Source organism: Rothia sp. P5764 (genome assembly GCF_048512965.1).
Taxonomy (GTDB): Bacteria; Actinomycetota; Actinomycetes; order Actinomycetales; family Micrococcaceae; genus Rothia.
The window spans coordinates 1-24,393 of the sequence record NZ_JBLXXQ010000004.1 but is presented as its reverse complement, the minus strand read 5'-3'; the positions used below and the strand labels follow the sequence as shown (position 1 = coordinate 24,393).

The 24,393-nt window shown below is 54.8% G+C and carries 22 protein-coding genes; 20 read left to right on the top strand and 2 right to left on the bottom strand.

The features are described 5' to 3' along the window. Positions 1–129 precede the first annotated feature (129 nt). On the top strand, positions 130–786 hold the full coding sequence (locus ACN08Y_RS06855; protein ID WP_419105120.1) for a hypothetical protein: 657 nt from the start codon (positions 130–132) through the stop codon (positions 784–786). Between the two features lie 84 nt (positions 787–870). Here ACN08Y_RS06855 and ACN08Y_RS06850 read toward each other — a convergent pair whose 3' ends face one another. Beyond that, positions 871–1,848, bottom strand: a complete 978-nt coding sequence (locus tag ACN08Y_RS06850; protein ID WP_419112204.1) for a quinone oxidoreductase family protein — start codon at positions 1,846–1,848, stop codon at positions 871–873. Between the two features lie 117 nt (positions 1,849–1,965). Between ACN08Y_RS06850 and argC the strand changes: the two genes are divergently transcribed. The 6 genes from argC to ACN08Y_RS06820 all read left to right on the top strand — a co-directional run bounded on the left by argC (position 1,966) and on the right by ACN08Y_RS06820 (position 8,144). Then, positions 1,966–3,012: an N-acetyl-gamma-glutamyl-phosphate reductase gene (gene argC / locus ACN08Y_RS06845; protein ID WP_419112203.1), complete on the top strand. Its 1,047-nt coding sequence runs from the start codon at positions 1,966–1,968 to the stop codon at positions 3,010–3,012. Then, the gene (argJ, locus tag ACN08Y_RS06840) at positions 3,009–4,226 is read left to right on the top strand and encodes a bifunctional glutamate N-acetyltransferase/amino-acid acetyltransferase ArgJ (protein WP_419112202.1); all 1,218 of its coding nucleotides are present in this window, start codon (positions 3,009–3,011) and stop codon (positions 4,224–4,226) included. Before argC ends, argJ begins: the two co-directional genes overlap by 4 nt. Positions 4,227–4,305: 79 nt before the next feature. Next, positions 4,306–5,316 (top strand): acetylglutamate kinase, encoded by a 1,011-nt coding sequence (gene argB, locus ACN08Y_RS06835; RefSeq protein ID WP_419112201.1) that lies wholly within the window; start codon positions 4,306–4,308, stop codon positions 5,314–5,316. A 52-nt stretch (positions 5,317–5,368) separates the two neighbouring features. After that, positions 5,369–6,586 carry an acetylornithine transaminase gene (locus tag ACN08Y_RS06830; RefSeq protein WP_419112200.1) on the top strand — a complete coding sequence of 406 codons (1,218 nt, stop codon included), beginning with the start codon at positions 5,369–5,371 and terminating at the stop codon, positions 6,584–6,586. A gap of 89 nt (positions 6,587–6,675) precedes the next feature. Continuing rightward, positions 6,676–7,662, top strand: a complete 987-nt coding sequence (gene argF, locus ACN08Y_RS06825) for an ornithine carbamoyltransferase (RefSeq protein ID WP_419112199.1) — start codon at positions 6,676–6,678, stop codon at positions 7,660–7,662. 2 nt (positions 7,663–7,664) lie between these two features. After that, positions 7,665–8,144 carry an arginine repressor gene (locus ACN08Y_RS06820; RefSeq protein WP_419105113.1) on the top strand — a complete coding sequence of 160 codons (480 nt, stop codon included), beginning with the start codon at positions 7,665–7,667 and terminating at the stop codon, positions 8,142–8,144. A 97-nt stretch (positions 8,145–8,241) separates the two neighbouring features. On the opposite strand, the gene ACN08Y_RS06815 is transcribed toward ACN08Y_RS06820, so the two are convergent. Then, a complete protein-coding gene (locus tag ACN08Y_RS06815; RefSeq protein WP_419100134.1) occupies positions 8,242–8,640 on the bottom strand; it encodes an ankyrin repeat domain-containing protein in 399 nt (132 codons plus the stop codon). Between the two features lie 164 nt (positions 8,641–8,804). Here ACN08Y_RS06815 and ACN08Y_RS06810 point away from each other — a divergent pair, with 164 nt between their 5' ends. The 13 genes from ACN08Y_RS06810 (at position 8,805) to tyrS (ending at position 23,908) form a co-directional block, all read left to right on the top strand. Further along, positions 8,805–10,361: an AMP-binding protein gene (locus ACN08Y_RS06810; protein ID WP_419100133.1), complete on the top strand. Its 1,557-nt coding sequence runs from the start codon at positions 8,805–8,807 to the stop codon at positions 10,359–10,361. 277 nt (positions 10,362–10,638) lie between these two features. Continuing rightward, complete coding sequence (locus ACN08Y_RS06805; RefSeq protein ID WP_419105111.1) at positions 10,639–11,067, top strand: hypothetical protein; 429 nt, start codon at positions 10,639–10,641, stop codon at positions 11,065–11,067. Between the two features lie 163 nt (positions 11,068–11,230). After that, positions 11,231–11,659, top strand: coding sequence for a hypothetical protein (locus ACN08Y_RS06800; RefSeq protein WP_419112198.1), 429 nt, complete (start codon positions 11,231–11,233; stop codon positions 11,657–11,659). A gap of 286 nt (positions 11,660–11,945) precedes the next feature. Continuing rightward, positions 11,946–12,368 (top strand): hypothetical protein, encoded by a 423-nt coding sequence (locus tag ACN08Y_RS06795; protein WP_419105109.1) that lies wholly within the window; start codon positions 11,946–11,948, stop codon positions 12,366–12,368. Positions 12,369–13,022: 654 nt separating this feature from the next. Next, a complete protein-coding gene (locus ACN08Y_RS06790; protein WP_419112197.1) occupies positions 13,023–13,376 on the top strand; it encodes a hypothetical protein in 354 nt (117 codons plus the stop codon). A gap of 353 nt (positions 13,377–13,729) precedes the next feature. Continuing rightward, on the top strand, positions 13,730–14,083 hold the full coding sequence (locus ACN08Y_RS06785) for a hypothetical protein (RefSeq protein WP_419112196.1): 354 nt from the start codon (positions 13,730–13,732) through the stop codon (positions 14,081–14,083). A 339-nt stretch (positions 14,084–14,422) separates the two neighbouring features. Beyond that, the gene (locus ACN08Y_RS06780) at positions 14,423–14,842 is read left to right on the top strand and encodes a hypothetical protein (RefSeq protein WP_419112195.1); all 420 of its coding nucleotides are present in this window, start codon (positions 14,423–14,425) and stop codon (positions 14,840–14,842) included. A gap of 167 nt (positions 14,843–15,009) precedes the next feature. Next, a complete protein-coding gene (locus ACN08Y_RS06775) occupies positions 15,010–16,212 on the top strand; it encodes an argininosuccinate synthase (RefSeq protein WP_419112194.1) in 1,203 nt (400 codons plus the stop codon). 181 nt (positions 16,213–16,393) lie between these two features. Next, positions 16,394–17,836, top strand: coding sequence for an argininosuccinate lyase (argH, locus tag ACN08Y_RS06770; protein WP_419112193.1), 1,443 nt, complete (start codon positions 16,394–16,396; stop codon positions 17,834–17,836). A gap of 71 nt (positions 17,837–17,907) precedes the next feature. Further along, a complete protein-coding gene (locus ACN08Y_RS06765) occupies positions 17,908–19,233 on the top strand; it encodes a DUF2254 domain-containing protein (RefSeq protein ID WP_419112192.1) in 1,326 nt (441 codons plus the stop codon). Between the two features lie 219 nt (positions 19,234–19,452). Further along, positions 19,453–20,004 (top strand): adenine phosphoribosyltransferase, encoded by a 552-nt coding sequence (locus ACN08Y_RS06760; protein ID WP_419100124.1) that lies wholly within the window; start codon positions 19,453–19,455, stop codon positions 20,002–20,004. 149 nt (positions 20,005–20,153) lie between these two features. Next, positions 20,154–22,475, top strand: coding sequence for a HelD family protein (locus ACN08Y_RS06755; RefSeq protein WP_419112191.1), 2,322 nt, complete (start codon positions 20,154–20,156; stop codon positions 22,473–22,475). Between the two features lie 128 nt (positions 22,476–22,603). Continuing rightward, a complete protein-coding gene (gene tyrS / locus ACN08Y_RS06750; protein WP_419112190.1) occupies positions 22,604–23,908 on the top strand; it encodes a tyrosine--tRNA ligase in 1,305 nt (434 codons plus the stop codon). The last annotated feature ends 485 nt before the right edge of the window (positions 23,909–24,393 follow it).

Genomic DNA, 24,393 nt, shown 5'->3' with positions numbered 1-24,393 from the left:
TTTCATATCAGTGTGAGATAAAGCCACCGCAGTTTGCGGGGCCTTAGCTGTGACTTGTAGGCTTGCAGAAGTAGGCTTTATGATGCCCCTAACATAGGGGCTTTGCAGAAAGATGAGAGGGAACAGGGCATGCCAGAGAACCGGGATATTGTTGAGGACGAGGAACAGGTATCAGATTTTTTTACTTTCGCTGAGGACGGTGAAGAGGACGATGCTGATTCCCGCGGCTCTCTTAGATCTAAGCTAGCTGCAGCCGGTATTATGCTGCTGGTCTCGGTAGTTGCATTTATCCTGCTCATTGGCGGTGTACGTACCTTCAACGAGGCCCGAGCCAACGAGGGCTATGAGAATCGTTCCTGGGTTATTAGCGGAGCAATCGATGATGTGACACCTGATCTGCAGAGCGATAAGAACGTCGCTATCTACTCTGGCAAGCTCCCCGATGATTCTGCTATGGCCGGTAAAACTTTTGTGTCAGATGTGGCTGACCCCGCCAGCGTGAACCCGGGGGATTCCGTTAAATTCCGCGGTTCTCAGACCGGGAGAGTGAGTGCTGACTTCCCCCAGAGAGTCGATGCCCTTTTGGCTCAGACTTCTGATACGGAGCTAATTGTTGTGCGTACGGGTACAGAAGGTAGCCTGGTGCCGGTTACGGAAGACACCGTGAGCTCACAGAAGCGTTCGGCCATGCTTCGCCTGGGCGGGGCCATCCTAGTATTTGGTGCTGGGGTTGTGGCAACCTTCATGCTCATCCGTAAACGTAAGGATGAAGAGTTTATCGATTAGAGGCCAAGCCGCTAGCCAATACGCGTACTAAGGTGGGGCCCCTAGCCACGAGTGACTAGGGGCCCCGCCTCAGTCTTGATGTGCTTAGGGTACCAGTAAGACTTTGCCCCTGGTTTTGCGGGCTTCAAGGTAGCGGTGGGCCTGGGCTGCGTCAGCTAAGGGGAAAGTCTGGTCGATGCTGAGCTTGAGCTGGCCAGCCTGGATTGCTTGGAAGAGTTCGCCCATACGCCAGGTGACTTCTTCTCGGTTTTGTGAGTAGTGGGCGAGGGTAGGTCGAGTGATAAAGAGTGAGCCTAGAGAGTTGAGCTCTTGGAGGTTAAAGGGCGGCACTTGGCCAGAAGCCCCACCAAAGAGCACGCCCATACCTCGGATTGCAAGCGACTTGAGGGAATCAGTAAAAGTGTCTTTCCCTACCCCGTCGTAGGCTACGGCCACACCCTTTCCGTCGGTGAGCTCATGGACTTTCTGAGCAAAACCTTCGTAGCGTAGGGCATGGTCAGCGCCGTGGGCCAGGGCAATGGCTTCTTTTTCGTCTTTGGATACCGTAGTGATGACGGTTGCCCCCTTGGCTTTGAGGAGCTGGATAGCAATGCCGCCTACTCCACCAGCTCCGGCGTGGAAGAGCACGGTTTCACCTGCCTGGACGGGGTAGGTGGAGTTGATGAGGTAGTGGGCTGTCATACCTTGGAGGGGGAGAGCCGCGGCTTCAACCGGGTCGATGCCCTCGGGGATTAGTAGGCAGAGTTCGGCAGCAGCTGTGAAGAATTGGGCGTAGGTGCCGGTGGCGCTGGCCGTTGCAATCAAGTCGCCCGGCTGAAATTCGGTAACGCCTTGGCCTACCGCTACCACGCGGCCGCTGGCCTCGGAGCCTGGGGTGAAGGGCAGAGGCACAGGGTAGATGCCTGATCGCTGGTAGGTTTCAATAAAGTTCACACCGGTTGCGATGGTTTCTGCAAGAACCTGCCCGGGTGCGGCGGTCGGGGTAGCAAGGTGGTTGAGCTGGAGGACCTCGGGGCCTCCTGTGCTGTGAAGCTGGATAGCTGTCATGGTCTGAGAAGTCATATCTTTAGCCTACTCCCAGGGCAAGGCGGGTATGAAGAAGATGGGGTAAGGAAGTCATACACCCATAGATAATGAATAAATATTTACTGGTATGCAAAAACATGCAATGATGGTGTTATGACTATTACCGTAGCTGTCACCGGAGCCACCGGGTATGCTGGTGGCGAGATTCTCCGGCTCCTAGCCACCCACCCGCAGGTTGAGGTAAAAACTGTTGCCGCGCACTCATCGGCAGGTCAGCCTCTGGGGGATCTAGCCCCTCACCTGCGAGCTTACGCTGATCTGGTAGTTGCTGATACAACCGTCCAGGCACTGAGCGGACACGACGCTGTATTCATGGCCCTCCCTCATGGGGCTAGCGCTGAGATAGCCTCACAACTACCCGAGAGCACCCTGGTTATTGATGCCGGGGCTGACCACCGGCTTGATAGCGCCGAGGCCTGGGTCAAATTCTATGGGTCTGAGCATTCTGGCACCTGGCCCTATGGGCTACCGGAGTTACCCTTTACCTGCGGGCAGAAACAGCGTGACCAGCTAGTGGGAGTCAACCGTATTGCCGTCCCAGGTTGCTATCCCACAGCTTCGCTGCTGGCTCTAGCCCCCGGTTTTGCCGCTGGCTTACTTGAACCGCAGGACCTTGTGATCGTTGCGGCTTCGGGCACCTCAGGTGCAGGTAAGAGCCTCAAACCGCATCTGCTCTCTTCCGAGATTATGGGGTCCATGAGTCCCTACGGTGTGGGCGGTGCCCACCGGCATACCCCTGAGATCGAAGAAAAACTGTCTGCGGTGGCCGGTCAGCCGGTTCAGATTTCATTCACCCCCACACTGGCACCCATGCCCCGGGGAATCCTTGCTACCTGCACCGCAAAGGTCAAACCCGGTGTTACCGAGGAACAGCTTCGGCAGGCCTGGGCTCAAGCCTATGAGGTGGAGCGTTTTGTTCATTTGCTCCCCGAGGGGAAGTGGCCCACCACCAAAAGCGTTCAGGGCTCAAACCATGCAGAAATGCAGCTAGCCTTTGACACCCACGCCGGTCGAGTCATCGTCACCAGCGTGATTGACAACCTGACCAAGGGCACTGCAGGAGGTGCCATTCAATCCATGAATATTGCTTTGGGTCTGCCGGAGGATGCGGGCCTGTTGCAGGAAGGACTTGCACCGTGAGCGCAACCCAGCACCAGATCGAAGGGGTTATCACCCAGGGCGTGACCTTGGCACGCGGGTTCCGTGCTGCCGGGGTGAGCGCTGGTATCAGCGCTCTTGAAGGCAAAAAGGACGTTGCCTTGGTGGTCAATGACGGGCCGCTGAAGAACGCTGCTGCCGTTTTTACTACCAACCGGTTTGCGGCTGCGCCGGTGCTGTGGAGTCAGCAGGTGGTCGGCGATGGGCGGGTTGATGCGGTCCTGCTCAACTCCGGTGGGGCTAACGCCTGCACCGGTGCTCCTGGCTTCCAAGACACTCACACCAGCGCTGAGCATGTGGCCGATTTGCTCAACATTTCTGCCGGTGACGTGTTGGTATGCTCCACCGGGCTGATCGGGCAGAGGCTCCCCCTGGATAATCTCTTGGCAGGCAGTGAGCAAGCCGCTAGGGCTCTGGGGGTAAGCCCATCCGATTCTTTGGCCGCCGCAGAGGCAATTATGACCACCGATACCGTCCCCAAGCAGGCGGCCATCTGCGTTGAAGTGGAGCAGGGTGGTGACTATCTGATCGGCGGTATGGCCAAGGGGGCGGGCATGCTTGCCCCCGGGTTAGCTACCATGCTGGTAGTACTGACCACCGATGCCGTCTTATCACCTGAAGACCTTGACACCGCCCTGCGCCAAGCCGTCCGTTTGAGTTTCAACCGGGCTGATGCTGATGGGTGTATGTCTACCAATGACACCGTAGTGCTCATGGGGTCTGGTGCCTCTGGACTTGTGCCCGATTTAGTCGGCTTTACCGAGGCTCTGACCAAGGTCTGCCTGGACCTCGCCCTGCAGCTGATTGGTGATGCGGAGGGTGCTAGCCACGACATCCACGTCCGCACCTTCAACGCCGCTACCGAAGAAGAGGCCGAGGAGGTCTCCCGCGCGGTTTCCCGCTCCAACCTCTTCAAGACCGCTATCTTTGGCAATGACCCCAACTGGGGCCGAATTCTATCGGAGGTCGGTACAACCTCAGCAGACTTTGACCCCGAGAACGTCAATGTCCTGATCAACGGTGTTCAGGTCTGCACCGGTGGTGGTATTGGTCAGGACCGCAAGCTGGTTGATTTGGCGGCTGACCGCAAGGTCACCGTAGAGATTGACCTGGCCGCTGGCGAACACGAAGCCACTATCTGGACTAACGATCTCACTCACGACTATGTGCACGAAAATTCGGCCTATTCTAGCTAGCGTCTGAGATTTTGGTCCAGAGAGCCTCAAGACCAGCACATCCGTTTTTACCAGCATCCGACTCCCCAGAAAGAAAGCCATGGCAGAGCAGAAGAACGCCCAGGCCCGTTTTGAAACAGCCCAGGAAAAAGCGAAGACTCTTATGGAGGCCTTGCCCTGGATCCAGCAGTTCCGGGGTAAGGTCATGGTCTTCAAGTACGGTGGCAATGCCATGATTTCTGATGACCTCAGGGCTGCCTTTGCCGAGGACATGGTTTTCTTGCGCACCATCGGTATCTGCCCGGTGGTGGTTCACGGTGGTGGGCCTCAGATTACTGCCATGCTGGATAAGCTCGGGATTGAGAGCCAGTTCCGCGGGGGGCTACGCTACACAACTCCCGAGGCTATGGATGTGGTGCGGATGGTGCTCACCGGCCAGGTCGCCCGTGAACTGGTATCACTTATTAACAGTCACGGACCTTTTGCGGTAGCCATGAGTGGTGAAGACGGTGGCCTCCTGCGGGCACACAGGATTACCACCCAGGTGGACGGCCAGGAAGTAGATCTGGGCTTGGTGGGTGAGGTAGTAGGGGTGAACACCACCGCGATTATGTCCATGATTGAGGCAGGTAAGATTCCGGTGATTTCTTCGGTAGCTCCCGAGATATCTGACCCCGATAAGTACCCCGATCACAGCCACGGCTTGGCTGGGCTGACGGGAGAAATCTTGAATGTTAATGCCGATACCGCCGCCGCCGCAGTGGCCGCCGCCTTGGGGGCAGAGAAACTGGTTATTTTGACCGATGTTGAGGGGCTCTATGCTAACTGGCCTGACCGGTCCTCCCTGATTAGCTCCTTGAAAGTGAGCGAGCTCCGTCAGATGCTCCCCTCCCTGGTCTCGGGCATGATCCCCAAAATGGCCGCCTGCCTTCAAGCTGTGGAGCAGGGTGTTCCGAAAGCAACCATTGTGGATGGTCGCCTGCCACACTCACCCCTGCTGGAAATCTTTACGGACACCGGCATCGGCACCCAGCTCATCCCCGATGATGTTGAGGACGTCGCCTGGCGTCACCCCGCTCCCGATTTTCAAGTACAGCCACTGACCTACTAGCCTCTGCTTCCGGAACCACACTGATACACCCTGACGGTTGGAAAGAAGGACCATGAGCCAAGAAAGACTGATCACTGAGTACGCCCACGACATGCTGGGGGTCTTTGGCCAGCCCGCTCTTGTATTGGTGCGGGGGAGCGGGTCGCGGGTCACAGATGCCGAGGGCCGTACCTACCTGGATCTTTTGGGTGGTATCGCGGTGAATGCTCTGGGTCATGCTCACCCCGCCTGGGTCAGGGCTGTGAGCGAGCAGGCTGCTCAGCTAGCGCACGTCTCTAATTTCTTCACCACACCGCAGCAGGTGGGACTGGCTCAGCGCCTCTTGGGTTACCTGGGGGCGCAGGACGGGCGGGTATTCTTTTGCAACTCGGGTACCGAAGCCAATGAGGCCGCCTACAAGCTAGCTCGGCGCTACGGTAACGTCCGGGGTAAGGGCACGATTCTGGCTCTGGAACACGGTTTCCACGGGCGTACCCTGGGCGCTTTGGCGCTGACTCACAAGCCTGCCTACCGTGAGCCTTTCGAACCGCTACCAGCTGGCATCAAACATATCCCCGCTACTATAGAGGCTCTCGAAGAGAACCTGTCTGATCATGTCGCGGCCCTGATCGTTGAACCTATTCAGGGGGAAGCCGGTGTCCTGCCCCTGCCCGAAGGCTATCTCCAGCGTGCTAGGGAACTCACCCGGTCAGCCGGTGCCCTGCTCATGGTCGATGAAGTCCAGACCGGTATGGGGCGCACCGGTCGCTGGTTTGCCCACTCGCGTGAACTGACGGGGCAAGAGCTACCCGATGTTATTACCCTGGCTAAGGGGCTGGGCGGCGGCTTCCCTATTGGAGCGGTGCTCACTGTTGGGCCTGATGCCGGCCAGACCCTAGAAGCAGGTATGCACGGAACGACCTTTGGCGGTAACCCCTTGGCCACCGCAGCGGCAACTGCGACCTTGCAGGCCATTGAAAATGAAGGTTTACTTGAGGCTGCCAGCCAGCGTGGAACCCGGTTCCGCGCAGCTATTGAGCAGGTCCCTGGGGTAGCAACAAGCCGCGGAGATGGCTTGCTGATTGGGATTGTTCTTACAGACTCAGCAACAGAGCAGGGCAACCCTCTGGCTCCTGCCTTTGTGATAGCGGCTCGTTCAGCGGGTTTCATTGTAAACGCCCCAGATGCCCGCACCGTGCGTATCGCTCCGGCTCTGACGATTACCGATCAAGAACTGGCAGAATTCACTGCTGAGTTCCCCATAATTCTTGCTCAGGCACGTAAGCTCTAACACTATTCACCCAAATGCATAAGTATCAAAAAATATGCATATAATTGATACTCTGTGGCGTTGACCGCCACGCTAGCCAAGGAGAGCCAATGGTCCGCCACTTCCTCAAAGACACCGACCTCAACCCGCAAGAACAAGCCCGCGTTCTTGACCTAGCAGCAGCCATGAAAGCTAACCGCTACGGCTACAAGCCACTAGCTGGCCCGCAGACAGTTGCCGTCATCTTCGACAAGACTTCTACCCGCACCCGCTTTTCCTTCCACGCTGGCGTGGCAGAGCTGGGCGGAAACCCGCTCATCGTCAACCCCGGTGAAGCCCAGCTCGGGCACAAGGAATCTATCTGTGACACCGCTCAGGTCATCTCCCGTATGGTCTCTACCATCGTGTGGCGGACCTACTCTCAGAGCGGGCTGGAAGAAATGGCCCGCTACTCCCGCGTACCCGTTATCAACGCTCTTTCCGATGATTACCACCCCTGCCAAATTCTGGCTGACCTGCTCACTATCCGTGAGCACCTGGGCCAGCTGGCTGGCAAAACAGTGACCTATCTTGGCGATGCCGCCAACAACATGGCTAACTCCTACCTCCTGGGGTGCGCAACCGCCGGCATGCACGTGCGCATTGCAGGCCCCGAAGGCTACCTGCCAGCTCCCGCAATCGCCCAGGAAGCCCAGCAACGAGCCGCCGAAACCGGTGGGTCAGTTCTCGTAACTACCGATATGGACCAAGCCCTTTCTGGCGCCGATGTCATAATCACCGACACCTGGGTGTCCATGGGTCAAGAAGACGAAAAAGAAGCACGAACCCGCATCTTTGCCCCCTACACCGTCGATGCCAAGGCCATGGCACAAGCCGCCCCCGGAGCAATCTTCCTGCATTGCCTCCCGGCCTACCGTGGCTATGAAGTCACCGCAGACGTTATCGATGGTCCCCAATCCCTTGTCTTCGATGAAGCGGAAAACCGCCTGCATGCTCAGAAGGCTCTCATGACCTTCCTCCTGGTCGAATCAGGCCTGGCAGAAGATAGACGAACAGCGCTCCCATCAGTAGCTTTAACCCTCAACGAAGAGAAGTAATCATGGCAATCCCATCCACAAAAACAGCCCGACAAGCCCGAATCATCGAGGTGCTTCAAACGCACCGCGTGCGCTCGCAATCTGAGCTGGCCCAGCTTTTGGTAGACGACGGTCTCAAGGTTACCCAGGCTACTCTTTCCCGCGATCTGGTAGAGATCGGCGCTGAACGAGTTCGTGACGATAAATCTGGCCTCATTTATGCGGTTCCTAACCACCCGGTGCGCCGTAGCTCTCAGGACGGCCCCGATGCCCGCTTGGTCTCCCTCTTTAAGGAACTCCTGGTTACAGCCGAAGCTTCAGCCAACCTTGTGATTCTCAGGACCCCGCCGGGGGCGGCCCAATTCCTGGCATCTGCTATTGACCAAGCCGGGCTGGAACCTCTTCTAGGCTCTATCGCTGGTGATGACACCGTCATGGTGATTACCAGGGATCCGCAGGGCGGTCAAGCGGCAGCTTCGCTGTTCTTGGATTGGGCGGCTTAGCCTGGTGACGGTGTCTGCCAAAGAGTTGGGGCGGTAGCTAGTAGTGCGCTAGCTACCGCCCCTGTGTCTACTGAGGTGCTGGTAAAGTGGTGGGATCTTATGAGGAGAAAAGTTTTTTCATCTCTTCCAGGTCGAAGAACTCAGCGACCTGAGCTGGTGTCTGGGAGCCAAGCGTCTCGTCGGCCCCTGCATCCAGTAGCATACGGGCAATGGGAAGGTTGTTGCGGAAGGCTGCACAGACTAAAGCAGTTTGACCTCGTTCATTGAGCCGGTCAAGGTCAGCGCCTTCGTTGATGAGTAACTGGACCATGTCGGTGTGCTCGTGGTAGGCCGCGAGTATGAGCAGTGTATCGCCTTTGGCGTTGGTGAGGTCTACAGGCACCCCCTGGTCAAAAAGAGACTTGAGAGCTACCGGTTTATTCTCGCGTGCCAAGTCAAAAACTGAATTGAGGAATTCTAGTTCCTGATCGGTCAGGTTTGAATCTGGGACTGTCATAGCTTCACTTTCTCAGAAAAGAGCTTCAGTTAGCAAGCTCAGGTGGGTGCAGGACCAGCCAACTCTTGCGGCCTGCCGGGCACAGGGAGTTTAATGAATGGCCGGGTGTGGGAAAATAGATTGTGTGCTACCAGTTCCTGCTCACCTGAAAGTAACCAGAATCTATGACACACACAGCAAAGGCCGTAGCCGCACAGCATAATCTTGCATCGCTGATCACAGACCGGGCTGAGAGCCAGTCAGTGGCTTTAACCTGGGCAGGCGGTGGGCTCACCTACGCGGAGCTTGTCATAAGAACTGGGCAGGCTCGGCTTTGGCTTGAAGCTCGGGGACTAGTTGCTGGTGACCGGGTTGCTTTGGCTCTGCCGAATGTTCCCGAGATGGTTATTCTTTACTACGCTCTTGTATCCTTGGGAGCTGTTGCGGTTCCGCTTCATCCTCTGCTCTCTTCACGAGAGGTTGTATACCAGCTTGAAGATTCTGGTGCGAAGCTCTTGATCGCCGGCGAAGGCACGCGGGTTGCTGATCAAGCTGAGCAGACCGGTCGGCACCTGGGCAGCGAGCTAAAGATTGAGATTCTTGGTCTGGGCTTTGATTTTGCGGCTCCTAGGGTAGGCCCCTGGGAGCCTAGAGCCGTGCACCTGGACGCGCCCGCTGTTCTGCTCTACACTTCGGGGACGACGGGTGCCCCCAAGGGCGCGACCTTAACCCATGCGAATATGCTGTCCAACGCCCGTGCCTGCGCAGAGGTTTTTGGTTTTAGGGGGGACGACACTATTTTTGGCGGGCTCCCGCTCTTTCACGCTTTTGGTCAAACGGTGTCCATGAATGCAGTCTTTGCGGCCGGTGCAAGCGTTGCTCTGCTTCCGCAGTTCACACCGGGGGGAGCAGCACAACTGTGCGCGAGCGCCGGGGTCACGGTTTATGCCGCGGTGCCAACCATGTATGGGGCTTGGGCCGCCTATCTGGCTACTGACCCTGCCCTGGCCGCCCAGTTGCGGGGGACTATCCGGTTTGGCGTATCTGGCGGGGCAGCTTTACCCGCTTCTGTTCACCGGCAGATTGAGCAGATCTTAGCTTTTCCCATTTATGAGGGCTATGGCTTAAGCGAGACTGCTCCCGTGGTGGCTTTTAATCGTGCGGAGTTTGGCTTGCTCATCGGGTCGGTGGGTCGTGCTCTTCCCGGGGTGCGTGTCAAAGTTGTTGATAGCAGGGGGCAAGAACTTGGCGCGGGCCAGCCCGGTGAGCTCTGGGTTGCCGGCCCAAATGTTATGGCTGGCTACTGGAACAACCCCCAGGCAACACAGCAGGTGATGCAGGGGGAGTGGTTTGCGACCGGGGATGTTGCAAAAATTGATGAGCAGGGCAATATCTTTATTGTTGACCGTCTTAAAGACATGATTCTGCGCAATGGAAATAGCATTTACCCGCGCGAGATCGAGGATGTCCTCGACATCCATTCTGGGGTCAGGCAGGCCGCGGTCGTGGGTGTTCCCTGCCCCCGGGTAGGTGAGGAGGTCGTGGCTGTGATTGTGCCGCATGAGCAGCTTGATGAAGCGCAGATGGGTGAACTGGTGGCGGCCCTTGATGCTCTGGCCCGTGCAGAATTGGCAGCCTATAAGCGGCCTCGTCGCTATGAAGTCCGGCAGTCGCTACCGCTGGGTCCGACCGGAAAAATACTTAAGCGTGAACTAGCTGGGACTATAGTTTTAGAGGGCTAATGACTGCTCAGGACTAGTAGCCCTGAGGCCGCGGGGCGCTGATTGAAAAGAACCTTACTTTCTAGCTGGTGGTAGCTCAAGAAGCTAGGGGCCGGCGGCGGTGTTTTTGTGTGTTCGGGTTGGGGTGCAGGGGTGCTGTCGTCGTTTTGGGGTGTGGTGCCGGCCGGTTGGTTTGATGATGGTGGTGCTGTGCGGGATCTAGGGTTGTTGGGTTCTGGTGCTTCGGGTGTGCATGCGTCTGTGGGGGTTATGGTTGAGAGTGTGAGGGAGGGTTCTGGTGAGTGAGTCTGTGGAGGGCAAGAAGCCTAATGGGTGGCGGTATATGTCTCCTTGGGAGCGTGTGCGTAATCTTGTTGGTTTGTCGATTTTTCTTGTCCCGATGGTTTATGGGGTTTCCTGGTTCTTGCTCTCGCCTTATTTTAATCGGGTGTTTCATTATGAGAAGCAGTGCACTATTGAGTGGGCTGCCGCTGGTGAGAGCCGGTCTAAGTCGTATTCGGGCAATCCGTATATTTATGTGCAGACTTCGGATTGTGGTGGTTTGAGGTTTAAGGGGGATCGTCATGGGTTGAGGCGTGCTGAGGTTGCTGAGCGTATTGATGCTCTTGCTGGTCAGCGGGTGGCGGTGGATGTGGGGTATTGGCAGATGTTTGGTCCTGGTGAGTTGTCGGTTGTGGGTTTTGAGGGTCTTGATTTGGGCCGGTAGGTCCTGGTTTGTCTGGTGTGGTAGTGGTGGCGGTGCTCTTGTGTGTTGGGTGCATGGGGGTGCTGTCGTCGTTTTGGGTGTGGTGCTGGCCGGTTGGTTTGTTGGCTTTTGGTGTGTTGCTGGGGTTTGGTTAGGCTTGTGGGTAGTTGGAGAGGTGGTTTGTGTGGCTGTTGTTGATCAAGACCGTGGTGGTAAGTCTGGGGCTGGTGGGGCAGGTGTGGCTAGTCCGCGGGTGCGTAAGATTTTTATGCGGTGTGTGTGGACTTTTTGGGTTGTTGTTTTTGCTTATTACTTTGGTGATATGTATTTTTATCGGACGGTTGATTGTACTGTTGTGGGTGCTGAGGTTGTCAGTGGTGGGGGCGGTTTGCGGTCTTCTTCTTCATGGCAGGGTGTGAATACTGAGACTGAGGAGTGTGGGCTGGTGTTTTTTACAAAAATGCAGAATGAAGGTTTTGATAGTGCTCAGGATTTGGCTGATGAGTTGAATCGTCATCGGGGTGAGCGGTTGCGGTTTCGGGTGAGTTATTTGTATGTGGGGCACTATACTGCTCGTGCTGTGGAGTTGGAGGGTTTTCCGATTCGGGGGTAGGTGTGTTTGGGGTCTTGTTTTGGGTTGGTAGGCCCCTGGTTTGTCCCTTGTGGTAGTGGTGGCGGTGTTTTTGTGTGTTGGGTGCTGGTGGTGTGCCGTCGTCTTTGTTTTGGTAAGGGTTTTGCTAGTTCTGCTCTGACGTCTGCTCCTGTGAAGGGGCCTGCAACGGATCAGTTGTATGCTATGGGTTCATCTGCTTCTGGTGGTCAGAGGTCTATGGTTGCTGGTGCTAGTGGTATGGCGGTGAGTGCGACTGGTTTTGCTGTTGAGGAGGGGTTTGATAGTGATGAGCCAAAAGAACAATAAAGGTGAGTCGGCTGAGTCCGGTGAGACACCGCAGAAAATCAATTACCCGGTTTTGTCTCTTGTTCTTCTTATGTGGGCTTTAATCCTTGGAACGCCGTTGTATTACGGCTGGCGGCTTTTTATCTATGATCGTTCGCATCAGGTGCCTCTGGTGTGCACGGTTAAGTCTGCTGAGCATGAGTCCAGGAGTTCAAGTGGTGTCAGGTATAGCTCCTCTGAAGGCGATATTGTTTTTTCGACTGTGGAGTGTGAGGGGCTTTATATGCCGGTGAGTGAGGGGGAGATTGAGTCTACGCTGAGCCGGGTTGAGCCGGGTAAGAAGTATGAGTTTATGCTGGGTGAGACTGGTGTGGATAGTTGGGGTCAGCGGAGGGTATATTCGTTTTCTGGTCCTGTTGAGTAGTTATCTGCTTGTTGGTGTGGTTCTGGATTTAGGCCGGTACCGGTAGGCCCTGGTATACCTGACGTAGTGGGCGGCGGTGTTCTTGTGTGTTCGGTTTGGGTGCATGGGAGCGCCGTCGTCTTTTGTTTTTGCTGGGTTTGATGATGGTGGTGCTGTGCGGTCGATGGCGGGTCAGACGGTTCAGGGTGTTGCTTCTCATGTGACGAGTAATAATTTGGCGTATGCGTGGGGTGATTTTAAGGAGCATACTGTGGGTGGTTATGTTCGTGCTACGGGTGCGGGTGCGGGTGCGGGTTTTGGTGTTGGTGTGGTTTCGACGGGGATTAGGCCTTTGCGACAGAGAACTCTTGGTACTGCCGTGCCTGGCGCAAATGTTCTTGATAAGGGATTGGTGGCTGCGAATGGGTTTGCGATAGATCGGAGTGGTGATGCTCTTACCGGTATGGCAAGTTATGTTGTTGCGCCTCAGGATCAAGATTTGAGTTGGGAAGGTGCATTAAAGGAAGGGTGTAAGAATTCGGTGAGTGGCGGCTCAGGTACATTTAGTACTTTGGGGGCTAATAGAATTCGTCCAGCTGACCAGTGATACGGTAGCAGGTGATTAGAATGGCAAGTCAGTTTCAGCGGCCACCTAGAATGTCTAGGAGCAAGTTGGTGATTTCGATGATTACCCTATTGATCGGTGCGTTGATTTTTGTCGGTCTTCCCTTGGGTGAGAAGTACAGGCGTTCTCATACAGTAGATAAAGACTGCACCCTGATTTCTGCTGAAGTGCTCAATAGTCGTAGTGGTACCGGTGGGCTTGCGACCTCGAGTACCCAACTGAAGGTGAGTACCCAGGATTGTGGGACTGTGTATATAGATTATGTGGTTGCTCCGAAGAGGTCTTATCAGGATATGGCTGATGAGCTTAACCGGTATCAAGGCGAAGTTGTGACTCTCATTTTTCCTCCTTTTCAGTTGCCTGCTGAGGGTGATTATGCTTTGGGGTATGGGTATCGGTTGTAGGGGCGTGCTCTTGTATTTGATGACGTATTCTGCTCAGTATGAGTCGTATAGGGAGCCTGATTATGACGGTCCGGGCTGGAAGCTACAGGATGCTTTGAGTGCTGGGTTTAGGGAGTCTGTTAAGGGGACTGTGAATGGTTCTGCTCCTGTTCAGTCTTTGAAGTCTCCGTCGTTTAATGGGTGGACTGGTTTGGTTGGTGATTCTTTGTTTACTGGTGTTGCTGCTCCTGTTGGTGGCGAAGTAGCGGGGGCTGGGAAGCAGGTTGTGGAAGGGGTGTTTGGTGATGGTCAGGAGTAAGAAAAAGAGGCCGCCTAATCCTTTTTCTAGGGGTGAGGTGATTCGGGCCAGGATTATGGTGCTTGTCATTTTTGTGCCGCTTATTTATTCTCTGCTGTGGTATTTTGTGTCTCCTTGGGTGAATGCTTTTTGGCAGAAGGATATGCAGTGCACTATTGAGAGGGCGATGGTTCATGATTCGGGGACGAAGTCGTATAACAGTAATGAGTATGTTTGGATGAAGTCCTTTGACTGTGGTGATATGAAATATAACGGTCCTCGTCGTGGTTTATCTAATCAGGAGATTAAGGATAAGCTCAATGAGCAGGTTGCTGGGAGAAAGGTTCATCTTAGAGCTGGTGTCTGGAATTTTCCTATTCGGGACTTTGTGCATGTGTATGAGATTGAGGGTTTTGATTTAGGCCGGTAGGTCCTGGTTTGTTCCTTGTGGTAGTGGTGGCGGTGTTTTTGTGTGTTGGGTGCTCGTGGTGCGGATCCGTTTGGTGTTTCGCCGAGGATTAGGCCTTTACGAGAGAAACATATTGGTGGATCTGTACCTGCACAATTGACCGGTGTGGGTGTTGATCGTGCTGGTGACTACGTTTTAGGTGTTGCCAATTACCTTGTCACGCCGCAAGAGAAAACATTAAATATCAATGATGCATTGAATGAAGGGTTCAAGAGTATGGTTAGTGGTGGCTCAGGGAGTATAAGCTCTTCTAGCGCGGATACTCTGCGTCCGGTTAGCATGCAGTCTGGAAAGTAAAAAATGGGTATTTTTTATATAGAAGAATTGAACAAAAATGGTCAAAAGAAACCCCGTAAATGGGTCAGTTTTTTATTTTTTCTAATTATTTTTTCTAGCTTTTTTCTTATGATTGGTGGTTCTCTTTATAATTTCTATAGTCGTTCTCATCCGGTGGATAAGGAATGTACCCTGGTTTCTGCTGAAGTGTTCAATAGTCGTAGTGGTACCGGTGGTATCTCTACCTCCAGTACAGAGCTAAAAATCAACACTGATGGGTGCGGAACTGTCTACGTGGATTATGTTATCGCTCCGAAGAAGTCTTATCAGGATATGGCTGATGAGCTTAATCAGTATCAAGGCGAAGTTGTGACTCTAATTTTTCCTCCTTTTCAGTTGCCTGCTGAGGGTGATTATGTTTTGGGGTATGGGTATCGGTTCTAGCCATGCGGGGTATCTCCTGGTTCTAGGTTCTGAAGCACTGGTAGCTGGGGAAGAGTGACAGTGCATGGTCCGCACACAAACATATTTGAATAATTATGTCTAAGAGTGCATAATTATTTATAGATGTGTGGAATCCCCGCACCCTCAAACAACTATCAAGGAGCACCATGAAAGAGCGGATTGTTCTGGCCTACTCAGGCGGCCTCGACACCTCAGTTGCCATCGGCTGGATTGGAGAGGCAACGGGTGCCGAAGTTATCGCCGTTGCGGTAGACGTAGGTCAGGGGGGCGAGGATCTCCAAACAATCCGCCAGCGGGCCCTTGACTGCGGTGCAGTCGAAGCCTACGTGGCCGATGCGCGTGACGAGTTTGCTGAAAACTACTGCATGCCCGCCTTGAAGGCAAACGCCCTCTACATGGACGCTTACCCCCTGGTTTCTGCCGTCTCCCGGCCGGTCATCACCAAGCACCTGGTCGCCGCAGCAAAGCAGTTCGGCGCGAGCACCGTTGCTCACGGTTGCACCGGAAAAGGCAATGACCAGGTCCGCTTTGAGGTGGGTATCCAGACCCTTGGCCCCGACCTCAAGTGCATTGCACCCGTACGTGATCTTGCTCTGACCCGCGAAAAGGCAATTGACTACGCAGAGAAGAACAACCTGCCGATTGCCACTACTAAGAAGAACCCTTTCTCCATCGACCAGAATGTCTGGGGCCGAGCGGTAGAAACCGGCTTCCTCGAAGACATCTGGAATGGCCCTACCAAGGACGTCTACGACTACACCGACGACCCCACCTTCGCGCCCACCCCCGACACCGTCATCATTACCTTCAAGGAAGGTATCCCCGTGGCGATTGATGGTCAGGCCGTTACCCCTTTGCAGGCTATCGAGATCATGAACCGGCGCGCCGGGGCCCAGGGTATCGGTCGTATTGACATCGTGGAAGACCGTCTGGTGGGCATCAAGTCCCGAGAAATCTACGAAGCTCCCGGTGCCATGGCCCTGATTGCGGCTCACAAGGAGCTGGAAAACGTTACCATTGAGCGCGAGCAGGCCCGCTTCAAGAAGACCGTGGGCCAGCGCTGGACCGAGCTGGTCTACGACGGCCAGTGGTTCTCACCCCTCAAGAAGTCACTTGACGCTTTCATAAACGACACCCAAAAAATGGTTAACGGAGAAATCCGTATGGACCTGCACGGAGGCCGCGCGGTAGTAACCGGTCGCCACTCCGAGACCTCCCTCTACGACTTCAACCTGGCAACCTACGATGAGGGCGACAGCTTCGACCAGTCCATGGCTCGCGGCTTTATCGAGCTCTTCGGCCTGTCTTCTAAGGTCGCTTCAGCCCGTGACCAGCGTCTAGGCCTCTAAGACGAGGAATACCCCCCCAGCTCTGGGTGCAGTGAACGCGCTGCTACAAGCTGACTCTCTCGGTTCTTGCGCGGGGCGCTCACCCCGGTTCAGGCCAGACCCTGCCAGCTTGCAGTCAGCGCGACCTCCTGCACCTTTTGTGCACTTAGACTTTTTGACTTCACCAGAACAGGAAAACCTCATGACTGATGTAAAGCATGGAACCAATGACGGAGCCCTCTGGGGCGGCCGTTTTGCCGGCGGGCCTTCTGAAGCTCTCGCGGCTCTCTCCAAATCAACCCAGTTTGATTGGCGTTTAGCCCCCTACGACATTGCGGGTTCCCGTGCCCACGCTCGTGTTCTGGCCAAGGCAGGTTTGCTGACCGAGCAGGAGCTGTCCGACATGATTGCCGCGCTTGACCAGCTTGAAGCTGATGTGCGTTCTGGCGCTTATGTTCCGGCAGAAACCGATGAGGACGTTCATGGCTCTTTAGAGAAGGGGCTCATCGAGCGTGCCGGTACAGACCTGGGCGGTAAGCTCCGCGCCGGCCGTTCCCGTAACGACCAGATTGCTACCCTGGGGCGTATGTACCTGCGCGATCACGCATCGATTATTGCCACTGGTGTGCTGGCAACGATTGATGCTCTTATCGGGCAGTCTGAGGCTCACCCCTACGCGCCCATGCCCGGGCGCACCCACCTGCAGCACGCTCAGCCGGTGCTACTGTCTCATCAGCTTCTGGCTCACGCCTGGGCTCTTTCGCGTGACCTGGACCGTCTGCTGGACTGGGATAAGCGTGCAGCTGTTTCGCCTTACGGTTCTGGTGCGCTGGCTGGTTCATCCCTGGGTCTTGACCCTGAGACCGTGGCCACTGATTTGGGTTTCAATTCTGCGGTCTATAACTCTATTGACGGTACTGCCTCACGCGATGTTTACGCCGAGTTCGCCTGGATTGCGGCCATGATTTCGGTGGATATTTCGCGTATTTCTGAGGAGATTATCCTCTGGGCGACCAAGGAATTTTCCTTTGTGACCCTGCACGATTCTTTTTCTACTGGCTCATCGATTATGCCGCAGAAGAAGAACCCCGATATCGCTGAGCTGGCTCGCGGTAAGGCTGGCCGCCTGATTGGTGATCTGACCGGTTTGCTGGCAACCCTTAAGGCGCTACCGCTGGCCTATAACAGGGATTTACAGGAGGATAAGGAGCCAGTCTTTGACGCTATTGACCAGCTTGAAGTTCTGCTCCCTGCGGTTTCTGGCATGATTGCTACTCTTACTTTTAACACTGATCGTTTGGCTGAGCTTGCACCCCAGGGGTTTGCTCTGGCTACCGATATTGCTGAGTGGCTGGTGCGTGAGGGCCTGCCTTTCCGTGTGGCTCATGAGCTGGCTGGTGAGGCTGTGCAGGTCTGCGAGACTAAGGGCTGTGAGCTGTGGGATTTGACCGATGAAGAGTACCGGGCAATTTCCCCCCATCTGCATGCCGGTGTTCGTGAGGTCCTGACTGTTGAGGGTTCCCTGAATTCGCGTAGCGCCCAGGGCGGTACTGCGCCTTCTGCTGTGGCGCAACAGTTGGAAGCTCTTAAGCATGAACTGGAACCCCAGCGCATCTTTGCTCAGCGTCAGACTCTCATCAGCTAAGCTAAAGAGTCACTGTCGTAGCTGCCTGATGAGGAGTTACGGCAACCTTTATCATGAGCTTGGGAGAAAAATTGCATTTAGTTGATCGACTGAGAGCCTTCCGTGATTCCTTCATCATGGTTCCGTCTATCTTTATTGTCTGCGGTATTGGCCTGTCCTTAATCCTGGTTGCCTTGGATCAGGCCATGGGCTACGGGCCGGCAGATGCCACCCTCCTCTTCTTTACGGTGGGCCCTGAAGGTGCTCGCGGTATTCTTTCCTCGATCGCGTCAACGGTTCTTTCTGTTGCAACCATGGCTTTCTCTATCACTATTTCTGTGATGAGTTCAGCTAGTAGTTCCTTTGGCCCCCGCCTGGTCAGAAACTTCATGTCTGACCGTGGCAACCAGGTGGTTCTAGGAACCTTCACCTCAACATTCTTGTACTGTCTCTTGGTGATGAGAAGTGTCCAGGGGGCTGACAACTCGGTGAGTGGGCAGTCTTTTGTTCCTCATATTGCCGTGAATTTCTCGATGGTTCTGGCACTTGCCTGTGTAGGGGTGCTCATTTATTTTATTAACCACATTGCCTCTGGTATCCAGGTCAGCACTATTGCTACAACGGTTCAGAGTAAGTATTTGAAGCTGATTGACCGCAATAATGAGTTTGGTGAAAAGGGCAGCGCTACTTGTGTTCGTCAGGATGAGAGAAGTAATTGGCCTTATTCCTACCCGGTGTGCACTTCTGATAGTGGCTATGTAGTTGATATCGAGCCTGTCGTCCTTGCCGAGAAAACTAAGGATAGTCAGGCTTTTGTCAGCCTACTGGTCAGGGCCGGTGATCACTTGGTGGAGGGCCAAAGGATCGCATGGATTTTTTCTGATACAGAGCTGGAACCAGAAACCCTAGAAAAGATGAAGTCTGACGTTCAGGCTATTTGCTCGCTGGGGGACTCTCGAACCGATTACAATGATATTCGATTTGTCCAGGGGCAAATTGTTGAGCTGGGGGTACGCGCCCTATCACCGGGCACCAACGACCCTTTCACGCTGACGGACTCTACCCATGAATTAACCGTTGGGCTGGTACGTGCCGCTCAGCAGCCGCCAGCTCCTAACACGGTGATCTGCGATGGCAGAGCTTGTGTCGGTTACCTGCCGGTGGAGGCAGCGGAGTTAATCGACCTCGTTTTTGATAGTTTCCGGTCCTATGCTTTAGATCATGAGCAATGCCTGATCGACCTGCTCAAGATGGCTGGAAAAATTATTTGCTTGGGCTCTGATCAGCAGGCTACTGCGCGGGCTCGATGGCATGCTGCGGTGATAGTGGAGTATTTCCGGGCTACCGAGCCTCTGCCACATTCCCTGGATTTGGTGCTGTCCGCCTATGATAGGTACATAGTTCAGCAACAGTTTTAATGTGAGTGAGTATACTTATTGTGAATCGTCTAGCCAGTGGCTAGCTGGTCAGGTGAGCTTTTCTAGCTCGGCTTCTTGAGCTCCCTTTCTGGCTTAACTCATGGTTGGGGTAGTCTTGGCGGGTACCCCTAAGAAACGGGTGCTGGCCTGTGGAATAGGCTTCTTGGCCACTGGTTCCTAGGTACCCCCTGCTGATATGTATAAGGTGTTAGATTTTTTATGATTGAGCTGGTGGATTCTTCACTGCCCCTTGCGGAGCAGATTCCCGCTGCTTGTGCGCAAATTCCGGACTATCCCAAAGAGGGCATCCTCTTTTACGATGTGACCACCCTTTTTGCTAACCCTCAGGTTTTCCGCGCTTCGATGGAAGAAATAGCAGCCCGTTTTGAGGGGCAGTTTGATATCGTCGCCGGCGTTGAAGCGCGCGGCTTCTTGATGGCTTCCGCCATTGCCTACATTGCAGGGACCGGTGTGATGACCGTTCGTAAGGCAGGTAAGCTACCGCGCGATACCTACATGAAGGAATACTCCTTGGAGTACGGCCAGGCGGCTATCGAAATTCATAAGGACGACATCCCTGCCGGTTCTCGTGTTCTCATCGTGGATGACCTGCTGGCAACCGGTGGCACGCTTGAAGCGGCTACTCATCTGATGAAGATGGCCGACCTTAAGGTTGCCGGTATCGGTGTGCTCCTTGAGCTTGATGGCCTGGGCGGGCGTGAGATTCTTGCTCCGCACCGTCTTGAGTCTCTTTCACTGGTCTCGGAATAACCGAATAAGGTTGCATAGCTTTAGCCCCGTTCCCCCAGCATCATGCAGGGGGAGCGGGGCTTGGGCATGGGCAAACTGTCAACCTCCATGGCCTTGCTTTGGTGAGGCCTGGGCGAGGGGGTAGAATTGAGGGCCTGAAATTACCTGCCATGGAGGGTGCCGCCTTGACTGAAAACACCACTGATCGCTCCCAGGATGCTTTAGCCGAACAGGCTTATGAGAAGGAGCTCGTGGGGGAACGCATGTATGTCGCCAGGCTCTATGAGCGGCTGGACGAGCTACGGGGGATTAACGAGCGCAAACTCAAAAATACCCGTAAGGATCAGGCTGTTGGAAGCCACCAGAACCGTTCTGAGCGAGATGCCTATGCCCAGCATTACGAGGACAGGCTGGCCCAGTACAACGCGGTTGATCATCGTCTAGCTTTTGGCCGTCTTGACCTTGATGAAGGTGGCCAGCGCTATATCGGTCGGATTGGGTTAGCCACCGATGCGCACGAACGGCTGCTCATTGACTGGCGCGCACCGGAGGCCGGTACGTTTTACCAGGCCACAGCTTTTAACCGGCAGGGGGTGCGTCGTCGCCGCCATCTGATGCTGGAAGGCCGTCAAGTAACCGGATTTGAGGACGATGTCTTGGATTCGTCCATGCTCGATGAGGGTGCTGAAGCATCGCTCCACGGGGAAGGCGCTTTGTTGGCGGCCTTGAATCGTAAGCGCACCGGCCGTATGGGCGATATTGTGGCTACCATTCAGGCTGAGCAGGACGCTATTATCCGTGCTGACCTGGCCGGGGTGCGTGTAGTTCAGGGCGGGCCGGGTACCGGTAAGACAGCGGTGGCTTTGCACCGTGCGGCTTATCTGCTGTACACCTTCCGGGAGCGTCTGAATAACGCGGGTGTTTTGGTGGTTGGTCCTTCTGCTTCATTCATGTGGTATATCGAGCGTGTCCTTCCGTCGCTCGGTGAGACCGGGGTGGTCATGTCTTCGTTGGCTACCCTCTACCCGGGGATTAAGGCTGTACCCGAAAAAGATCCTGGCGCCGCAGGGGTCAAGGGCGATTTGCGCATGGCTGAGGTGCTCAAAAAAGCTGTCTCTGACCGCCAGAAAGTTCCTGATCAGCCGGTCAGGCTGGCGGTGGATTCTACTGATCTTGTTCTGACTCCGGCTATGGTCAAGCAGGCCAGGGCTACCGCTCGCTCAACCGGTAAGCCTCATAACCAGGCGCGCGAAACTTTTGTCAAGGTCTTGCTGAAAGAGCTGACCGCACAGTTGAACGAGACTCTGGACCGTGCAGCCGGCCATGCTGTGGACCGTCCCTATCTTGAGGATGATGTTCGAGGTTCTATGGATGTCCGTCGCGCCCTTAACCTTGCCTGGATGCCTTTATCACCAGAGACTCTGGTACGTTCTCTGTATTCCAAGCCGCATTACCTTGAAAGTGCAACTGCCGGTATTTTGAGCCAGCAGGAGCGCGATGTGTTGGCACGGCCTGCGTCCGCGCCTTTTACCGAGGCGGATGTCCCGCTTCTGGATGAGGCCGCCGAGTTGCTGGGTGATTTTTCCCAGGTCGCAGGTGCGGCCCAGATGGCCCGAGCCGAGGCTGCCCACCAGGCTAACCTTGAGAATGCCCGTAAGGCACTGGAAAACGTTGACCAGCAGCTTGCTGATATGGGAATTGATGGCGTGGTGACTGCTGAGCAGATTGCGGAGCTGAACGAGGAACGCGGTGAGCGTATGACCGCAGCCCGCGCGGCCCAGGCTGATAGGACCTGGGCTTATGGCCATGTTGTGGTGGATGAAGCTCAGGAGCTTTCCCCGATGCAGTGGCGTTTGTTGATGCGCCGTTGCCCCATGAAGTCCTTCACGGTTGTGGGCGATATCGCGCAGGCTTCGTCTGCGGCGGCTTCTACTTCTTGGGCAGGAGCCCTTGAACCCTTTGTGGGGGAGCGGTTTACCTTGGAGGAGCTAACGGTGAACTACCGAACACCGGCGCAGATTTCCGATGCGGCTGTTGCTGTGGCGCAGGCAGCTGGTTTGTGTATTTCTGCTCCGAAGGCTGTGCGCCAAGGCCGCTGGGCACCTACCGCTGAGATTGTGGGGGAGGACCAGCTTCTGCCGTCGGTACTTGATGCTGTGGGCCAGGAACTTGAGCAGGCCGCTGGCGGTCTGATTGGCGTAATTGTCGCTGAAGGCAAATATCAGCAGACTGCCTTGGCTTTGGCGCAGGAGCACCGGGGCAAGTTGGGAACAAGTGCCTCAGCCTTGGAACATCAGGTGCTGATTCTGACCCCGTGGGAGGCCAAGGGCTTGGAGTTCGACAGCGTCATTATTGTTGAGCCAATGGATATTATTAGGGCCGCTAATGGTTCGGTTGGTGACCTCTATGTTTCGATGACCCGCCCCACCCAGCGTCTGAAGCTTATTGCTAGTGCTGAGCTTCCTGCCGGTTTGGAGCCCTTGACAGATTAGCTTTCTGCGCCACCTCTTAGTTTCGTGCCAGCTGAGTATGCCCGCTACTTCTGTGCTTGGGCTACTGAGCTGGTACGGTTGGAGGTGGTAGTTTCTACCGTTTTATTGATGACTAACCAGGAGTAACCGTGTCTGAAGAGACTCTCGCAGCTCAGCACAACGACGATTCCTTTGAGAATATTTGGCAGGAATTGAAGTGGCGTGGCTTTGTGCACGTCAGTACCGATGAAGATGCCCTTGAAAAAGCGCTGACTGAAGAGACCGTCAACTTCTATATCGGTTATGATCCCACCGCTGCTTCTTTGCACCTGGGGCACCTGGTTCAGCTTCTGCTGATGCGTCGCCTTCAGCTTGCTGGTCACAAACCTTTTGGCCTGGTGGGTGGTGCTACCGGTCTCATTGGTGATCCCCGTCAGACATCTGAGCGTGTCTTGAATTCACGCGATGTTGTGGAGGGTTGGGTTGAGCGTCTGCGTAGCCAGATTGAGCGTTTCCTTTCGTTTGAGGGTGAGAACGCTGCCAGCATGGTGAATAACCTAGAGTGGACTAGTCAGCTTTCGGCTATCGACTTCCTTCGTGAAATCGGTAAGAACTTCCGTGTGGGCACCATGATTAAGAAGGAGATTGTGGCCAAGCGCCTGAACTCTGATGAGGGTATCTCCTACACTGAGTTCTCCTACCAGATTTTGCAGGGCAATGACTTTTTGGAGCTCAACCGCCGCTACAATGTGTCTTTGCAGTGCGGTGGCTCTGATCAGTGGGGCAACCTGACCTCCGGTACTGAGCTGGTACGTAAGGTTGAGGGCAAGAGCGTTCACGCCCTGGGGACCCCCCTGATTACTAACTCTGACGGCACTAAGTTTGGTAAGTCTGAGGGCAACGCTATCTGGCTTGATCCCGAGATGTGCTCACCCTACGCCTTCTACCAGTTCTGGCTGAATACTGCCGATGCCGATGTGGCTGACCGCCTCAAGGTCTTCACCTTCAAGACTCGCGATGAAATTGCTGAACTTCAGCGCTCTGTTGAAGAGGAACCTTTCAAGCGTTTGGCTCAGAAGACTTTGGCTTACGAGGTCACGTCGTTGGTTCATGGTCTTGAAGCTACGGAGAAAGTTATCGCGGCTTCCGAGGCGCTCTTTGGTAAGGGCGACTTCGCAGCTCTTGATGAAGCAACTTTGAGAGCCGCTACTGCTGAGCTTCCGCACGCTCTTGTGTCTGCGGACCAGCTCGATATGGTGACCGTTCTGACTGAGACCGGTTTATCTAGTTCTAAGAGTGAAGCCCGTCGTACTCTCAAAGAGGGAGGTGCAGCAATCAATAACGTCAAGGTTCAGGGCGAAGATGCTAGGCTGGCCCAGGAGGATCTCTTGCTCGGTAAGTATGCTGTTATCCGCCGAGGCAAGAAGAACATGGCTGTTGTTGAAATTGCCTAGTAAGTTCTGGGTCTTGAAAGAAACTGCCTGCACTTGACTGGGGCCCTTGAGGTCTTGGTGGGCAGGCAGTTTTTGTCTTTCTAGGGCAGCGGTAGAAGGCCAAACCTGTTTGGTGGAGGTTCCAGGTTACCTAAAAGTGGCCTGAAAGTTGCTAGCTGAAAAATTTTTGGAAAAATTTATAAATCAGTATTTACTTGGTAAAACACTGGTAGCTTGGGTGGGTTTCGGTGCCCGATGGGCGGTTTTGAGGCCTTCTTGACTTGCAGAGTGTGAAAAACCTGCGTAAAGTATTACCAGTCGCCGCGGCGAGGGGAACCTTGCTCAGGGCTGTCTAATTGAATAGCGCACCACAAGTTCGGTTGCTTATGTAGCCAATTGGGATAGTGAATGAGAATTCGGTAGATCAAAAACAACTTGTGGTTATCGTCACGCAAAGATGATTTGCAAACGATATTAAGACGCGATAGACTAGACGAGTTGCCAAA

Coding starts and splice junctions, on each gene's coding strand:
- argB (WP_419112201.1), top strand. CDS start 4,306: ATGGCAGAGCAGAAGAACGCCCAGGCCCGTTTTGAAACAGCCCAGGAA.
- ACN08Y_RS06810 (WP_419100133.1), top strand. CDS start 8,805: ATGACACACACAGCAAAGGCCGTAGCCGCACAGCATAATCTTGCATCG.
- argH (WP_419112193.1), top strand. CDS start 16,394: ATGACTGATGTAAAGCATGGAACCAATGACGGAGCCCTCTGGGGCGGC.
- ACN08Y_RS06780 (WP_419112195.1), top strand. CDS start 14,423: ATGGGTATTTTTTATATAGAAGAATTGAACAAAAATGGTCAAAAGAAA.
- argC (WP_419112203.1), top strand. CDS start 1,966: ATGACTATTACCGTAGCTGTCACCGGAGCCACCGGGTATGCTGGTGGC.
- ACN08Y_RS06855 (WP_419105120.1), top strand. CDS start 130: ATGCCAGAGAACCGGGATATTGTTGAGGACGAGGAACAGGTATCAGAT.
- ACN08Y_RS06785 (WP_419112196.1), top strand. CDS start 13,730: ATGGTGCTTGTCATTTTTGTGCCGCTTATTTATTCTCTGCTGTGGTAT.
- argF (WP_419112199.1), top strand. CDS start 6,676: ATGGTCCGCCACTTCCTCAAAGACACCGACCTCAACCCGCAAGAACAA.
- ACN08Y_RS06820 (WP_419105113.1), top strand. CDS start 7,665: ATGGCAATCCCATCCACAAAAACAGCCCGACAAGCCCGAATCATCGAG.
- ACN08Y_RS06795 (WP_419105109.1), top strand. CDS start 11,946: ATGAGCCAAAAGAACAATAAAGGTGAGTCGGCTGAGTCCGGTGAGACA.
- ACN08Y_RS06850 (WP_419112204.1), bottom strand. CDS start 1,848: ATGACTTCTCAGACCATGACAGCTATCCAGCTTCACAGCACAGGAGGC.
- ACN08Y_RS06755 (WP_419112191.1), top strand. CDS start 20,154: ATGGAGGGTGCCGCCTTGACTGAAAACACCACTGATCGCTCCCAGGAT.
- ACN08Y_RS06830 (WP_419112200.1), top strand. CDS start 5,369: ATGAGCCAAGAAAGACTGATCACTGAGTACGCCCACGACATGCTGGGG.
- ACN08Y_RS06775 (WP_419112194.1), top strand. CDS start 15,010: ATGAAAGAGCGGATTGTTCTGGCCTACTCAGGCGGCCTCGACACCTCA.
- ACN08Y_RS06815 (WP_419100134.1), bottom strand. CDS start 8,640: ATGACAGTCCCAGATTCAAACCTGACCGATCAGGAACTAGAATTCCTC.
- ACN08Y_RS06760 (WP_419100124.1), top strand. CDS start 19,453: ATGATTGAGCTGGTGGATTCTTCACTGCCCCTTGCGGAGCAGATTCCC.